Origin of the sequence: Oceanisphaera sp., from assembly GCF_048268965.1 — a bacterium.
Lineage (GTDB): Bacteria > Pseudomonadota > Gammaproteobacteria > Enterobacterales > Aeromonadaceae > Oceanimonas.
Genome location: NZ_JBLWUK010000004.1, coordinates 65,537 through 78,770 on the forward strand (window position 1 = coordinate 65,537; position 13,234 = coordinate 78,770).

A 13,234-nucleotide genomic window follows, 5' to 3' on the forward strand; every position below is an offset into this window, starting at 1 on the left:
GCATCATGACTCATGATAGTTACCTGAACAAAAGGATCCGGTCGATGACCCACGAGAGTTACCTGTCCGCCTGGCAACAAAGCCAGGAGCTGGCGGAATCCATGCAGCCCCTGATCGGCAAACTGTACCGTGACCAGGGCGTGGAAATTTGCGTCCATGCGCGTCCTCTGCTGAATGCTTCTACCATTGAGATTATCAAGGCGCACCGAGTGGTGAGCCGCCACGAAGGTAAGGCATTGTTGGTGAGTCAGAGCCACCCTGTGTTGAAAGCACTGAGTGAACTGGACCTGGCTCCAGCCAGCATCGATCTGGGTAAGTTGGCGGTAGGTTATTGGCAGAATCATCAGGACGAGTCTGGCCTGAGCGATTACCTGCGCACTGAACTGGCACCCGCCCTCGATACCAATCACAACAACCAGCCTACCGATGTGGTGCTGTATGGCTTTGGCCGTATCGGTCGCTTGCTGGCCCGGTTGTTGATTGAGCGTTCTGGTGGTAATCACGGTCTGCGTTTGCGCGGCATTGTGGTGCGTGGCTCGGCGGACGATCTGGAAAAACGTGCCAGCTTGTTGCGTCGCGACTCGGTGCACGGTCCTTTCAACGGCTCGATTGAAGTGGACATGGAAAATCACGCCATTATTGCCAACGGCACTTATATTCAGGTGATTTACGCCAACAGCCCAGCCGAAATCGATTACACCCAGTACGGTATCAACGATGCTTTAATCGTTGATAATACCGGTATCTGGCGCGATGAAGATGGCCTGGGTCAGCATCTAAAGGCCAAGGGTGCGGCTAAAGTACTGTTAACGGCACCGGGCAAAGGCGACATCAAAAACATCGTCTTTGGTGTGAACGATGACATGATACTGCCGGAAGATCGCATCATGTCGGCGGCCTCCTGTACCACCAACGCCATTACTCCTGTGCTGAAAGCCGTACATGATCAATATGGCATCAAGAATGGTCACGTAGAAACCGTGCACTCCTACACCAACGACCAGAACCTGATTGATAACTTCCACAAGGGTGATCGTCGTGGACGCAGTGCGGCCTTGAACATGGTTCTGACCAGCACGGGTGCGGCCTCTGCCGTGGCCAAGGCACTGCCCGAGCTGAAAGGCAAGCTGACCGGTAACGCGATTCGCGTACCAACGCCTAACGTGTCGATGGCGGTCATCAACCTGAACCTGGACAAGCCAACCAACGCCGACGAGCTCAATGAATACCTGCTGGCGATGTCACTGGATTCCCCACTGCATCAGCAGATCGACTTCAGCACCAGCAGCGAGCTGGTTTCAACCGACATGGTTGGCTCCCGCTTTGCCGGTATTGTCGACTCTCTGGCAACCATTGCCGAAGAGGACCGTGCCGTGCTGTATGTCTGGTACGATAACGAGTTCGGTTACAGCTGCCAGGTAGTGCGGGTCATGCAAAAAATGGCCGGCATCGAGCTGGCTGACCTGCCTCAGTAACGGCCAGCATTAGTACCAGGCATCGTTATCATGCCGAGTGGATAAAGGGCGGCCAGAGGCTGCCCTTTTTGTTTGCTGCCTTACCTGGATAAGTAACGACGGTAAGCACTTGCATAGATGCTCATATAGAGAATACCGACAGGAGAAACAGCATGTCATCATTTCAAAAGGCTATTGCCAATATGCCGGAAGACGTTTATTTGCGTCTGAAAACGGCGGTTGAACTGGGTAAGTGGCCAGACGGCTCGGTGCTGACTGCCGAGCAAAAAGAAAACAGCATGCAGGCGGTATTATTATGGCAGGCGCTGCATAACGACAACCCCGAGCACATGACCATCGGCAAGGGCGGGGAGCTGGTGATGAAGAGCAAGTCCGAGCTGCGCCGTCAGTTCAGCGATGAAGTGGAAATCACCCGCCAAAAAGTGAACTAATCAAGCCAGGGGTGAGGTGTTGGCTGGGGAAGAGGATGCGCCAAACAGTCATGTTGACCTTGACTGGCGGCACGCCACTGCTTTTCTGTCACGCCTCACGCCTCACGCCTCACGCCTCACGCCTCACGCCTCACGCCTCACACCTCACACCTCACACCTCCCTTGTACCTCCCTTCTGAAATTTTTCTTGTACAAACTTGATCTATTTGTACAACGTAAACTATGTTGTTACTCAGTATAGTTATACAAGAGGGTAGAGGATGTACAAGTTTGATCCCAAGGTTATCCGGGTCGGCATCAGTGGTTGCCTGGTCGGGCAAAAGGTACGTTTCGATGGCGGACACAAGCGATCGGATTTTTGTACCGAAGAGCTGGCGGAATTCGTCGAGTTTGTGCCTCTGTGTCCCGAAATGGCGATTGGCCTGGGGTCGCCGCGGCCCAGTATCCGGCTGATCAATCAAGACGAGCAGATCATAGCGCAAACGGCAACTGGTGAAGATGTCACCCCGGCGCTGCGCGACTATGGCCGCGTCATGGCGCCACAGTTCGACGGCCTGAGCGGTTACATACTGTGCGCCAAATCGCCAAGCTGTGGTATGGAAAGAGTGCGGGTATATCATGAAAGCGGCAAGGGTAACGCCAAGGAAGGGGTAGGTATTTACACCCAGGAGCTGATGAAGGCTCAGCCGCTGTTACCTCTGGAAGAAGACGGCCGTCTTACCGACCCCGAATTGCGGGAAAACTTTGTCACCCGGGTATTTGCCCTGCACGACTGGCAGTGCCTGTGTCATGAGGGAATAACGGCCGCCGGTCTGATTGCCTTTCACAGTCGTTATAAATACCTGCTGATGGCACACCATAGAGACAGTTACCAACAGCTGGGCAAGCTGCTCTCCGACTTGTCGGGAGATCTGGAGCCAACCGTCGCGGCCTATATCGAGGGTTTGATGCAGGCGCTGGCCAGACGGGTCACCCGAAACAACCACACCAATGTGCTGCAGCATCTGCAGGGTTACTTCAAACGCATGCTGAACCCGCGGCAGCGCAAGGAGCTGGCTCACACCATAGCCCAATATCATGACGGCATCTTGCCTTTGCTGGCGCCCATTACCCTGTTCCGTCATTACCTTGAAGAGTTCCCTAATGAGTATTTACATCAGCAGGTGTACTTGAACCCTCATCCGGAGGCGTTACGACTGCGTTATGGTATCTGAATCTGACTCTACTCCCCGGTACCCCATTCGTGAAGTGGCGAAGTTAACCGGGATCAATCCGGTGACGCTGCGTGCCTGGCAGCGCCGCTATGGCTTGCTAAAACCGGCCCGCACCGAAAAAGGGCATAGATTGTACTGTGAAGATGACATCACCCAGATCCGCCATATTCTGCATTGGCTGGAGCAGGGCGTCAGCATCGGACAGGTGAAAGGGTTGCTGGCCGAACCCGAAGCGGTAGTCACAGGCTCGAACTGGGAGCAGGCTCAGACCCGGTTAATGAACTCGGCGCTGGCCCTTAACCTGGGCCGGCTAGAAGCGGACCTGCTGGAGCTCACCAGTCTCTATCCTGCCGAGCTGGTATTACGCCATGTGATAGAGCCCTGGCTGCTGGCACTGGCACAGTTACACAGACCCGATGCCCAGTTGATAGAACAAAGTGCCAGAGCCTTGTTGATGCGAGTGCTGCATCAACTGCTGACCATTAAAACCGGGCCCCGGGTAGCGGTGGCGCGAGTCGGTCAGGTGCGAGAGCAGCACGCCTTGCTCGCGCAGTTTGAGCTGCAGGGGCTGGAATGCCGCAGCCTGGATTTAGGGGTGCTGGATCCGCAGGATCTGTCGCTGGCCGATGGACGTCTGAAATTTGATGCACTGGTACTGATCCTGGGAGCAGGACTAAGCCAGAGCTGGTTTAACGACATGGAGACACATTTGCCCCGACGCTGTTTCTTTGTTGGTGAGCTGGGCACCTTGTATCAACAGCAAGGTTGGCTAAATCGTCCCTTTGCAATCTATGTCAGCGAGATCGCCAGGAGGCACGATGCGCCATTTAGTCTGGTTTAGGGCGGATCTGAGAGTGGCGGACAATCCGGCCTTATATGAAGCGGCGGTGGCCGGAGCCAGGGTGTCTGCTATTTATATCGACAGCCCGGGTCAATGGCAACAACATGGCCGCAGTGCCATGCAAAGAGACTTTTTAAGCCGCAATCTGCAGGCGCTGGCCGAACAACTGGCCGCACTCGGCATGCCATTGACCCTACTCTCCGCAGAGACCTTCGATGAGGTGCCCGGGGTGTTGTCGGCCTGGTTGCAGCAACACCCCCAGGACGCGCTCTATGCCAATCGCGAACTGGGTATCGATGAGCGTCGCCGCGACAAGGCGGTACAACAGGCGCTGGCCGATAAGATGGCCATTCGGGTCTTTAATGGCGACTGTGTGTTTCAGCACGGCAGCCTGACGACGCGCAGCGGCGACATGTACAAGGTGTTTACGCCCTTTGCCAAAACCTGGTTGGCGCAGTTGCGCGCCACTGGCTATCGGTTGCTGCCCCCGCCCGCCGCTCAGGGGGAGCCCGTTACCGCGAACGCCGTTGAACTCGGCGGTGAGCGGGTGGCCAGCGATCACTGGCCGGCGGGCGAAGTGGCCGCCGCCGAGCGACTGGCCGCATTTTGCCAGCAAGATCTGCGAGATTATGGCGCGCAGCGCGACTATCCGGCCACTGAGGGCACCAGCAGCTTGTCGCCTTATCTGGCCCTGGGTGTGTTATCGCCCAATCAATGCCTGGCCGCCATGGAGCAGGAGCTTGACGGCCTGCCGATGAGCCGAGGCGAAGCGGGCTTTGTGTGGTTGAACGAGCTGATTTGGCGGGAATTTTACCGTCATTTACTGGTCGCGTATCCCCGTTTATCCATGTCGCGAGCCTTCAAACCCGATACCGATGCCTTGCAATGGAGTCAGGATCGCGAGGGGTTTGTCGCCTGGTGTACCGGTAAAACCGGTTACCCCATAGTGGATGCGGCCATGCGCTGTCTGAATGAAACCGGTTGGATGCATAACCGGCTGCGCATGATAGTGGCCAGTTTTTTAACCAAGGATCTGCATATCGACTGGCGTATGGGCGAAGCCTACTTTATGTCGCGCCTTATCGACGGTGAACTGGCCGCCAACAATGGCGGCTGGCAATGGGCGGCGGGTACCGGTGCCGATGCTGCACCCTATTTTCGGGTGTTTAATCCCACCACCCAGGGCGAGCGATTTGATGCCAACGGTGACTTTATTCGCCGCTGGGTCCCCGAACTAACCCAAGTACCAGAAAAGCTTATCCATGGCCCCCACGACTGGCTGGATAATCATGAAATGGGTCACGGTTATCCCAAACCCATAGTGGATCACAAGCGTGCCCGTCTGCATGCCATCGCCATGTTTGATGCATTAAAAGACCCGGAGGTAACATGAGTCCGGCATTGGCGGTGTTCTGTCGTGAATATCAACGGCTGTCTGGCGATAACCTGCAGGTGCTGCGCGACATTTATGCCCCCCATATCTGCTTTCGTGATCCCGCCCATCACATTCAGGGGATCGACGACCTGACAAGCTATTTTGAGGGCCTGTTTAGCCAGGTGCAGCACTGTCGCTTCAATATAGAGCAGGTGATGGAACAAGACGGTGAAGCCTTTGTACGCTGGCAGATGATGTTTGCCCACCCTCGGCTTAATGGTGGCCGTGAAGTGATGCTGCCCGGGGTGAGTCACTTGCGCTTCGTCGAACAAGTCGAGTCGCATCAGGACTACTTCGATCTGGGTGCCATGCTCTATGAGCAGATCCCTGTACTGGGCGGAGTCATCAAGACATTAAAGCGGAGGCTTAGCCAATGAAACGGATATTAATTACCGGTGCCAGCTCTGGCATGGGACTGCAACTGGCACGAGATTATGCCGCCGATGGCTGGCAGGTGGTGGCCTGTGGTCGCGATCGCGAAAAGCTGATGCAGGCACTGGCTGGCATTGAGTTTGAGCCTTGTATCTTCGATATGCAGCACACCGAACAGATACTAGACGCCGTTGCGTCTTTGGCGCCATTTGATTTGGTACTGCTTAATGCGGGCAATTGTGAATACATTGATGATGCCCGCCAGTTTGATGCCGAGCTGTTTTCCCGCGTGGTGAATGTCAACTTGCTGGGCACGGCAAACTGCTTATCCGCTCTGATACCGCGCATCAAGCGGGGCGGGCGTCTGGCCGTGGTCAGCTCTTCGGTCAGCTTTTTGCCCCTGACCCGCGCCGAAGCTTACGGTGCCTCCAAGGCGGGGCTGGATTATTTAGTACGCACGCTGGCGATAGATTTGGCGCCCCACCATGTTGCGGTGAGCTTGATCCGTCCCGGCTTTGTCGATACTCCCTTAACGCAAAAGAATGACTTCCCCATGCCTGGCAAGGTGAGCCCAGAGCAGGCGAGTCGTGCCATTCGCAATGGATTGGCCAAAGGTAAAGCCGAAATCAGTTTTCCCTTTGCTCTGATTAGCGTGCTGCGTCTGCTGTCCTGGTTGCCTCACGGTCTGTGGCGTTGGTTGTCCCAACGCATGGTAAGGAGTGACCCATGAGTAAAATTGCCGTCGTCGGCAGTGGTATCTCGGGCCTTACCAGCGCCTGGTTGCTAAGTGAACAACATGAAGTCACGGTGTTTGAGGCCAATGATTATCTGGGCGGACATACGGCGACCGTGGATGTCGAGCTGGGAGGAAAGGCGCTGGCGGTAGATACGGGTTTTATCGTGTTTAACGACAGAACCTATCCGCTGTTTCAGCGGTTATTGTCGCGCATTGGCGTCAGTGCCACCCCCACTGAAATGAGCTTCAGCGTGCATCACGCACAAACGGGATTGGAATATAACGGCCATACCCTAGGCTCCATGTTTGCCCAGCGCGCCAATCTGTTCAAGCCTCAATTTTATGGCTTTTTAGCCGAGATCCTGCGGTTTAATCTGTTGTGTAAAAAGGTCATCAAAGACGGCGAGCTGACAGACGGGGATAACCTGGGCAATTTTCTGGAACGCTACGGTTTTTCTGCGTTTTTCACCGGCCATTATATTTTGCCCATGGTGGCCGCTATCTGGTCATCATCCCTGGCCGATAGTCAGGATGTTCCGCTGGCTTTCTTTTTGCGTTTTTTTCATCACCATGGCCTGCTGAATCTGGTGGACAGACCCCAGTGGTATGTGGTGAAGGGAGGGTCGCGTAGTTATATTCCCGCATTAACGGCTCCGCTTAAAGACATTCGGCTCAATACGCCGGTGCTGGGGGTTTGCCGTCACTCAGCCGGCGTCAGAGTCACCACCCACGCCGGTGAAGAAGCCTTTGATGAAGTGGTTTTAGCCTGTCATTCCGATCAGGCACTACGCCTGCTAACGGATGCCAGTGCGCAAGAGCAACAGGTACTGGGTAGTTTGGCATATCGGGATAATGAGGTGATATTACACACGGACATCCGCTTGTTACCTGTTGAGCGTCGCGCCTGGGCCAGCTGGAACTACTGGCTGGACGGCACGGAAAATGCGCCGCCGGCGGTTACTTACAATATGAATATTCTGCAAGGCATCGACTCGGAACACACGCTTTGTGTCACCCTGAACCGGGGCCATGCTATCGCCCCCGACAAGATTATACGCCGCTTTACCTATGCCCACCCGGTATACAGTCGTGGAACGATTCAGGCTCAGGGTCGGCGGCGCGAGATCTGCGGCCAGCGGCATACTCATTTTTGTGGTGCCTATTGGTACAACGGCTTTCATGAAGATGGCGTAAAAAGTGCGCTGGATGTGTGTGCGCGCTTTGGGATCAGTTTATGAACCAGCAGAGCGCCATTTATCGTGGGCAGGTGCGCCATCGCCGTTACGCGCCCCAGCGCCATCACTTCAGCTATGGTCTGTATATGCTGGCGCTGGATCTGGATGAGCTGGAGCAGCTTTCGGCGCACAGTCGCTTGTTTTCCTGCGAGCGTTTTGCCCCGTTAAGCTTTTGCCGCCGCGATTACCTGGGCGATCCCACACAGCCGTTAAAGAGTGCCGTACTGCAAGAAGTCACGCGCCTGGGCGGTGTGGTCGAGCCACTCAATCGAGTGGTCATGCTGGGGCAAGTGCGCTGTTTTGGTGTGTATTTCAGCCCGATAAACGTGTTTTTTTGCTACCAGGGTGATCTGGCCCGTTACGCACTGCTGGAAGTGCACAACACGCCATGGAATGAGCGCCATTGTTATTTGGTGGATCTTGAACACGGCCACCCTGCGGATAAAGCGTTTCATGTGTCGCCCTTTATGGGGATGGGCATGCAGTATCACTGGCGCATTCAGCCGCCGCGCGAGCGGGTGTTGGTGCACATAGAAAACCGCGACCCGGACTTGCTATTTGATGCCACCCTGAGCATGCGTCGCTACGACTTTAATCGCTCGGCGCTCAAAGCTGCTTTGCTGCAGTGGCCCATGATGACGCTGACCATAGTGCGCGGCATTTACTGGCAGGCAGTGCGCTTATTTCTAAAACGCGTTCCTTACCATCCACATTCTTAAAGGAAGCTCATATGGACACGACATTGAGCGGGTCGGAACCACGGCGTCTGGATCGCTGGGCTCGTCGACTGGCATTTTCTCTATTATCCGACTTAAAAGGTGCCCACCTGGTTGTCAGGGAGGGACAAGAAGTCTTTGAATTTGGTGAGCGACACGCCAGCCTGCAGGCGCAGATACAGGTAAATGAGCCCCGCTTTTATCGGCGCCTCATGGCCGGTGGTAGCATAGGCGCCGCGGAAGCCTGGGTGGACGGCAGCTGGAACAGCCCTGATTTAAGCGCGGTTATCCAGTTGTTTGCTCGCAACATGGCGGTGCTGGATCGCTTCGAGCGTCGTCTGGCGTGGGTCAGTTACCCCTGGCACAAGCTGAAACACAGATTCAACCGTAATTCGTTAACCGGGAGTCGCGCCAATATCGCCGCCCATTACGACCTGGGTAATGAGATGTACCGCTTGTTTCTTGATCCCTTGATGCAATATTCCTCGGCGGTATTTCCAACCAACGATACCCCGCTTGAAGCAGCACAAGAGCACAAACTGCATCTGATTTGCCAGCAGCTTGACCTGCATCCCGACGATCATCTACTGGAAATTGGTACTGGCTGGGGGGGACTGGCCTGCTTTGCCGCTCAGCATTACGGTTGTCGGGTTACCTCCACTACCTTGTCGGCGGAGCAGTTGAAACATGCCAACGCACGGGTTGAGCAAGCCGGCCTGGGCGATCAAGTCACTTTGTTACTGCAGGATTATCGCGATCTTAGCGGTCAGTATGACAAGCTGGTGTCGGTAGAAATGATAGAAGCGGTGGGGCATGAGTATTTGCCAATCTACTTTCAGTCATTAAATCGTCTGCTCAAGCCCGAAGGCAAGCTACTGATCCAGGCCATCACCATTGCCGATCAACGCTACGATCTGTATCGCAAAGGGGTGGACTTTATACAACGCTATATTTTCCCAGGCGGCTGCCTGCCTTCGGTCAGCGAAATGTGCCGACACTTGAAAGAGCAAACCGACATGACGCTGACCCGATTACAGGATTATGGTCAGCACTATGCACAGACGCTCAATATTTGGGCCAACCGCTTTCAGCAATTAGAGCCCGCATTGAAAGACTTGGGCTATAGCCGGGATTTTCATCGGTTGTGGGCCTTTTACTTCGCTTACTGTGAAGGTGCTTTTCGTGAAGGCAGCATCGGACTGGTGCATTTTGAGGCGGTCAAGCCGGGAGCACGCAGATGTCTAAATGGCAATGGACTCAGCTGTTAGGCTTTGAAGGGTTCTGGCTGTTGGCGGTGGCCGGACAGAATCAATGGGTGTTACTGACAGCCCTGTTACTGGTGCTGCATTTTGTATTTACCCCCAGTCGTCGTGCCGATATCGGTGTGTTGTGGCTGGCTCTGGCGGGCATGACGATTGATCTTATGCTGACCGTGACGGGGGTCTTTTTCTTCGATCACTGGCCGCTGTGGCTGGGTGTGCTGTGGATCGGTTTTGTACTGACTCTGGGACACAGCCTGCGTTGGATGCGGCGATTGCCAGCCTGGCTGTTGATGATGGTTGGCGCCTTGGCCGGCACCACATCTTACCTCACTGGCTGGCAACTCGGGGCGGTCACCTTGCCACTGGGGCTTTGGCCAAGCGTGCTGGTGTTGGCAAGTTTGTGGTCGGCGCTGTTACCCATTCTGGTCCGGCTGGATCAGCACTTGCGGAGTGAAGCATGATGAAAAAAGGTGTCTGGTTACTGTGGTGGTTGTTCATGTCATTCTCCCTGTTGGCCAGCCCGACCGCTAATGTCAATCTGGTAGGGCAAGGCAGTATGAGTTGGTTATTTTTTGAACTGTACCAGGCTCGTTTATACAGTGTCGATGGTCAGTATCAAGCCGACCGTTTCCCTCAGGTATTGGTACTGAATTATCAGCGAGATATTGATAAAGAAGACTTGCTCGATGCTACCGTCACCGAATGGCAGCGTCTTGGGGTCGACTGGAAGTGGCAATGGCGGCGAGAACTCAATGCTATGTGGCCTTCTGTCAGCAAGCGTGATGAACTGGCGTTGAGAGTCGAGCCATCAGGAGTCAGTCGTTTCTATTTCAACAGGCAACTGCTGGGAGAAATCAAAGACCCGGCATTTGGACCGGCGTTTCTGGCGATTTGGCTGTCGCCAAACAGCCGTAACCCGAGTTTGACCCGTCAATTAAAAGGAAATTGAGATGCGTACTTTAGTCCTTGGCGTCACGTTCGCGTTGAGTTCGCTGCTGATGTCGTGCAGCAGCAAGATTGAAGATTATGCCGATACCTCGCCCCGCTTTGCGCTGGAGGAGTACTTTGATGGCGAGCTGACGGCGCACGGTATGGTGCAAGACAGATCGGGCAAGGTGTTGCGTCGTTTTACGGTTGCCATGGTGGGCACCTGGCAAGGCAACAAAGGCACCCTGGAAGAAGATTTCGTCTATGACGACGGTGAACAGCAACGCCGGGTGTGGCACATAGAAAAAAGTGCCGACGGCCACTATAGCGGCACCGCCAGTGATGTGGTGGTACCGGCCCAAGGCCAGGCTAAGGGCTTCGCCCTTAACTGGCGATACACGCTGGCGGTGCCGGTAGATGGCAAAATATGGAATATTGATTTCAACGACTGGATGTATCAGCTTGATGAGCGCCGGGTATTAAACCGTGCCGACATGACCAAGTGGGGATTTAAAGTTGGCGAAGTCACCTTGTGGATAGAGCGGGTAAACGGTGAGGGGGAAGGCGTAAAGCTGTAAACTGCTCCTCACTCCTCACTCCTCACTCCTCACTCCTCACTCCTTACTCTTCACTCCCACATTACATTAAAACTCGGGGCTGGATATTTCATCGAGTGATAGCGAAAAGCTGGGGACGAAGACGTCGAGAAAATAACGAATTTCTTCATTCATGCGGGCATCCAGCATGGCGGTAAGACGTTTTTGGGCGGCGGCAAATTCCTTGTTGCCGGCACTGAGTTCTTCGGCACACTTCAAGTAGGCACACAGAATATCTGCAGACTTGACCAGGTGCGTGTACTCGTCCTGGGGGTGGCCGCAGAGCAAGGGGGCATAGGCGGCTTGCAGCTCGGCGGGCAGCATGTTGAGGAGGCTCTGTTCGGCATTGCTTTCTATTTCTTTATACGCCCGGGAAATATCCTCATTAAAATACTTGACCGGGGTAGGCAAATCACCGGTCAACACCTCGCTGGCATCATGAAACAGCGCCTGCATGGCGGCTTTGGCAGGGTCCAGGGTGCCGTGATAAAACGTGTTTTTAATCACCGCCAGGGCGTGTGCCACCATGGCCACCTGCAAGCTGTGCTCGGCGACGTTTTCCTGTTCTATGCTGCGCATCAAGGGCCAGCGCTGGATTAACTTCATGCGCGCCATATGGGCGAAAAAATGACTGCGCTTCACATGTTCGTGTTTCATTTACACCTACCTGTGTGTCGAGAGATGGGTTGTTGCAAACGATATCGCTATAATGGCATCAATCGTCCCTGATGGAGAAGGTAAAATGGATAAGCAAACGCAAATCGAACTGGAAGCCGCCGCCTTTCGTACTCTGCTGGCGCACCTGGATAAACGTAAGGATGTGCAGAATATTGACCTGATGAACCTGGCCGGGTTTTGCCGTAACTGCTTGAGCAAATGGTATCTGGCTGCAGCCGAAGAGCAGGGGGTTGCCATGGATTACGATAAAGCCCGAGAGCGGGTGTATGGCATGCCCTACGATGAATGGAAGACGAAATATCAGCTGGAAGCGACACCAGAGCAGAAGGCGGCCTTCGCCAAAAGCCAGAAGTAACGGCTAGAGCGCGTCAATAGTGAGGGGGAGGCGAAACATACCGGAGCTGCGGGTATGGGGTGTACACGTCACCCAGGCGTCTCACCCCTCACATGAATGTTATTTAAAGACCACCGTCTTGTTGCCGTAGACGAATACCTTTTCTTCCAGCACCAGACTCAGTGCTCGGCTTAACACCGACTTTTCAACATCACGACCGGCTTTCGCCATATCTTCTGCGCTAAAGACATGATTCACATGAATAACATCCTGTTCGATGATCGGGCCTTCGTCCAGGTCATTGGTCACGAAGTGGGCGGTGGCGCCAATCATTTTGACGCCGCGCTCGTACGCCTGGCGATACGGGCTGGCACCAATGAAGGCAGGCAGAAACGAATGATGAATATTGATCAGGCGTCGCTCGTAGCGGGCGACAAAGTCGGGGCTTAAAATACGCATGTACTTGGCAAGTACCACATAGTCGGGCTGATAACCGTCAATGATTGCTGCGATCTGCTGTTCGTGGTCGACGCGGTTCAACCCCTCATGAGATACCCTGTGATACGGAATATCAAACTTTTCGGTCAGATCTGCCAACGCATCGTAATTGCCGATAACGGCGGCAATATCGAGCTGCATGGCGCCAGAAAACTGCTTGATCAGAATATCCCCCAGGCAATGGGCTTCCTTGGTCACCATGATCACGACCCGCTTGTTACCGGCCGATACCAGTCGGCGCTCGCTGCCTGCGGGCAGGGCATCGTCCAGATCAGCCAGCAAGGTATGATCGTTGAAATAACCTTCCAGCTCGGTGCGCATGAAAAAGTGGCCGTTATCGTAATCCACGAATTCGTCGTTACGCATGATATTCAGCTGATGCTTGTAACAAATATTGGTAATTTTAGAGATCAGTCCCTTGGCGTCGGGGCAGTGAGTAAGCAGTATTTTTCGTTCCATTATAATGTTCTGTCAGCTAGTTAAG

16 protein-coding genes are annotated in these 13,234 nt (G+C 54.4%); 14 read left to right on the top strand and 2 right to left on the bottom strand.

The features are described from left to right. Positions 1-44: 44 nt before the first annotated feature. The 13 genes from ACN0VL_RS03605 to ACN0VL_RS03665 all read left to right on the top strand — a co-directional run bounded on the left by ACN0VL_RS03605 (position 45) and on the right by ACN0VL_RS03665 (position 11,222). Positions 45-1,475, top strand: coding sequence for a glyceraldehyde-3-phosphate dehydrogenase (locus tag ACN0VL_RS03605; protein WP_417614759.1), 1,431 nt, complete (start codon positions 45-47; stop codon positions 1,473-1,475). 152 nt (positions 1,476-1,627) lie between these two features. Continuing rightward, a complete protein-coding gene (locus tag ACN0VL_RS03610; RefSeq protein WP_417614760.1) occupies positions 1,628-1,906 on the top strand; it encodes a YeaC family protein in 279 nt (92 codons plus the stop codon). Between the two features lie 260 nt (positions 1,907-2,166). Further along, positions 2,167-3,120, top strand: coding sequence for a YbgA family protein (locus ACN0VL_RS03615; RefSeq protein ID WP_417614761.1), 954 nt, complete (start codon positions 2,167-2,169; stop codon positions 3,118-3,120). Next, complete coding sequence (locus ACN0VL_RS03620) at positions 3,110-3,961, top strand: MerR family transcriptional regulator (protein WP_417614762.1); 852 nt, start codon at positions 3,110-3,112, stop codon at positions 3,959-3,961. Before ACN0VL_RS03615 ends, ACN0VL_RS03620 begins: the two co-directional genes overlap by 11 nt. Then, positions 3,939-5,354: a deoxyribodipyrimidine photo-lyase gene (phrB, locus tag ACN0VL_RS03625; protein ID WP_417614763.1), complete on the top strand. Its 1,416-nt coding sequence runs from the start codon at positions 3,939-3,941 to the stop codon at positions 5,352-5,354. The genes ACN0VL_RS03620 and phrB overlap by 23 nt, the downstream gene beginning before the upstream one ends. Continuing rightward, complete coding sequence (locus tag ACN0VL_RS03630) at positions 5,351-5,773, top strand: nuclear transport factor 2 family protein (RefSeq protein ID WP_417614764.1); 423 nt, start codon at positions 5,351-5,353, stop codon at positions 5,771-5,773. The genes phrB and ACN0VL_RS03630 overlap by 4 nt, the downstream gene beginning before the upstream one ends. Beyond that, positions 5,770-6,498, top strand: a complete 729-nt coding sequence (locus ACN0VL_RS03635; RefSeq protein WP_417614765.1) for an SDR family NAD(P)-dependent oxidoreductase — start codon at positions 5,770-5,772, stop codon at positions 6,496-6,498. The genes ACN0VL_RS03630 and ACN0VL_RS03635 overlap by 4 nt, the downstream gene beginning before the upstream one ends. Further along, the gene (locus ACN0VL_RS03640) at positions 6,495-7,742 is read left to right on the top strand and encodes an NAD(P)/FAD-dependent oxidoreductase (protein ID WP_417614766.1); all 1,248 of its coding nucleotides are present in this window, start codon (positions 6,495-6,497) and stop codon (positions 7,740-7,742) included. Before ACN0VL_RS03635 ends, ACN0VL_RS03640 begins: the two co-directional genes overlap by 4 nt. Then, a complete protein-coding gene (locus ACN0VL_RS03645) occupies positions 7,739-8,458 on the top strand; it encodes a DUF1365 domain-containing protein (RefSeq protein WP_417614767.1) in 720 nt (239 codons plus the stop codon). Before ACN0VL_RS03640 ends, ACN0VL_RS03645 begins: the two co-directional genes overlap by 4 nt. A gap of 11 nt (positions 8,459-8,469) precedes the next feature. Next, complete coding sequence (locus ACN0VL_RS03650; protein ID WP_417614768.1) at positions 8,470-9,723, top strand: class I SAM-dependent methyltransferase; 1,254 nt, start codon at positions 8,470-8,472, stop codon at positions 9,721-9,723. Beyond that, positions 9,693-10,178 carry a DUF2878 domain-containing protein gene (locus tag ACN0VL_RS03655; protein ID WP_417614769.1) on the top strand — a complete coding sequence of 162 codons (486 nt, stop codon included), beginning with the start codon at positions 9,693-9,695 and terminating at the stop codon, positions 10,176-10,178. The genes ACN0VL_RS03650 and ACN0VL_RS03655 overlap by 31 nt, the downstream gene beginning before the upstream one ends. Continuing rightward, on the top strand, positions 10,175-10,666 hold the full coding sequence (locus ACN0VL_RS03660; protein ID WP_417614770.1) for a chalcone isomerase family protein: 492 nt from the start codon (positions 10,175-10,177) through the stop codon (positions 10,664-10,666). The genes ACN0VL_RS03655 and ACN0VL_RS03660 overlap by 4 nt, the downstream gene beginning before the upstream one ends. A gap of 1 nt (position 10,667) precedes the next feature. After that, positions 10,668-11,222 (top strand): DUF3833 domain-containing protein, encoded by a 555-nt coding sequence (locus ACN0VL_RS03665; protein WP_417614771.1) that lies wholly within the window; start codon positions 10,668-10,670, stop codon positions 11,220-11,222. Between the two features lie 66 nt (positions 11,223-11,288). On the opposite strand, the gene yfbR is transcribed toward ACN0VL_RS03665, so the two are convergent. Beyond that, positions 11,289-11,897, bottom strand: a complete 609-nt coding sequence (gene yfbR, locus ACN0VL_RS03670) for a 5'-deoxynucleotidase (RefSeq protein ID WP_417614772.1) — start codon at positions 11,895-11,897, stop codon at positions 11,289-11,291. An 85-nt stretch (positions 11,898-11,982) separates the two neighbouring features. Here yfbR and ACN0VL_RS03675 point away from each other — a divergent pair, with 85 nt between their 5' ends. Continuing rightward, entirely contained in the window at positions 11,983-12,273 is a 291-nt protein-coding gene (locus tag ACN0VL_RS03675) for a DUF1244 domain-containing protein (protein WP_417614773.1), read from the top strand. A gap of 99 nt (positions 12,274-12,372) precedes the next feature. On the opposite strand, the gene purU is transcribed toward ACN0VL_RS03675, so the two are convergent. After that, positions 12,373-13,209 (bottom strand): formyltetrahydrofolate deformylase, encoded by an 837-nt coding sequence (gene purU / locus ACN0VL_RS03680; protein WP_417614774.1) that lies wholly within the window; start codon positions 13,207-13,209, stop codon positions 12,373-12,375. Between the last annotated feature and the right edge of the window lie 25 nt (positions 13,210-13,234).

Bases quoted from the DNA above. Each gene is read 5' to 3' on its own strand.
- ACN0VL_RS03605 (WP_417614759.1), top strand. From the start codon at position 45: ATGACCCACGAGAGTTACCTGTCCGCCTGGCAACAAAGCCAGGAGCTG.
- ACN0VL_RS03655 (WP_417614769.1), top strand. From the start codon at position 9,693: ATGTCTAAATGGCAATGGACTCAGCTGTTAGGCTTTGAAGGGTTCTGG.
- ACN0VL_RS03620 (WP_417614762.1), top strand. From the start codon at position 3,110: ATGGTATCTGAATCTGACTCTACTCCCCGGTACCCCATTCGTGAAGTG.
- ACN0VL_RS03630 (WP_417614764.1), top strand. From the start codon at position 5,351: ATGAGTCCGGCATTGGCGGTGTTCTGTCGTGAATATCAACGGCTGTCT.
- phrB (WP_417614763.1), top strand. From the start codon at position 3,939: ATGCGCCATTTAGTCTGGTTTAGGGCGGATCTGAGAGTGGCGGACAAT.
- ACN0VL_RS03645 (WP_417614767.1), top strand. From the start codon at position 7,739: ATGAACCAGCAGAGCGCCATTTATCGTGGGCAGGTGCGCCATCGCCGT.
- yfbR (WP_417614772.1), bottom strand. From the start codon at position 11,897: ATGAAACACGAACATGTGAAGCGCAGTCATTTTTTCGCCCATATGGCG.
- ACN0VL_RS03660 (WP_417614770.1), top strand. From the start codon at position 10,175: ATGATGAAAAAAGGTGTCTGGTTACTGTGGTGGTTGTTCATGTCATTC.
- ACN0VL_RS03665 (WP_417614771.1), top strand. From the start codon at position 10,668: ATGCGTACTTTAGTCCTTGGCGTCACGTTCGCGTTGAGTTCGCTGCTG.
- ACN0VL_RS03615 (WP_417614761.1), top strand. From the start codon at position 2,167: ATGTACAAGTTTGATCCCAAGGTTATCCGGGTCGGCATCAGTGGTTGC.
- ACN0VL_RS03635 (WP_417614765.1), top strand. From the start codon at position 5,770: ATGAAACGGATATTAATTACCGGTGCCAGCTCTGGCATGGGACTGCAA.
- purU (WP_417614774.1), bottom strand. From the start codon at position 13,209: ATGGAACGAAAAATACTGCTTACTCACTGCCCCGACGCCAAGGGACTG.
- ACN0VL_RS03650 (WP_417614768.1), top strand. From the start codon at position 8,470: ATGGACACGACATTGAGCGGGTCGGAACCACGGCGTCTGGATCGCTGG.
- ACN0VL_RS03675 (WP_417614773.1), top strand. From the start codon at position 11,983: ATGGATAAGCAAACGCAAATCGAACTGGAAGCCGCCGCCTTTCGTACT.
- ACN0VL_RS03610 (WP_417614760.1), top strand. From the start codon at position 1,628: ATGTCATCATTTCAAAAGGCTATTGCCAATATGCCGGAAGACGTTTAT.
- ACN0VL_RS03640 (WP_417614766.1), top strand. From the start codon at position 6,495: ATGAGTAAAATTGCCGTCGTCGGCAGTGGTATCTCGGGCCTTACCAGC.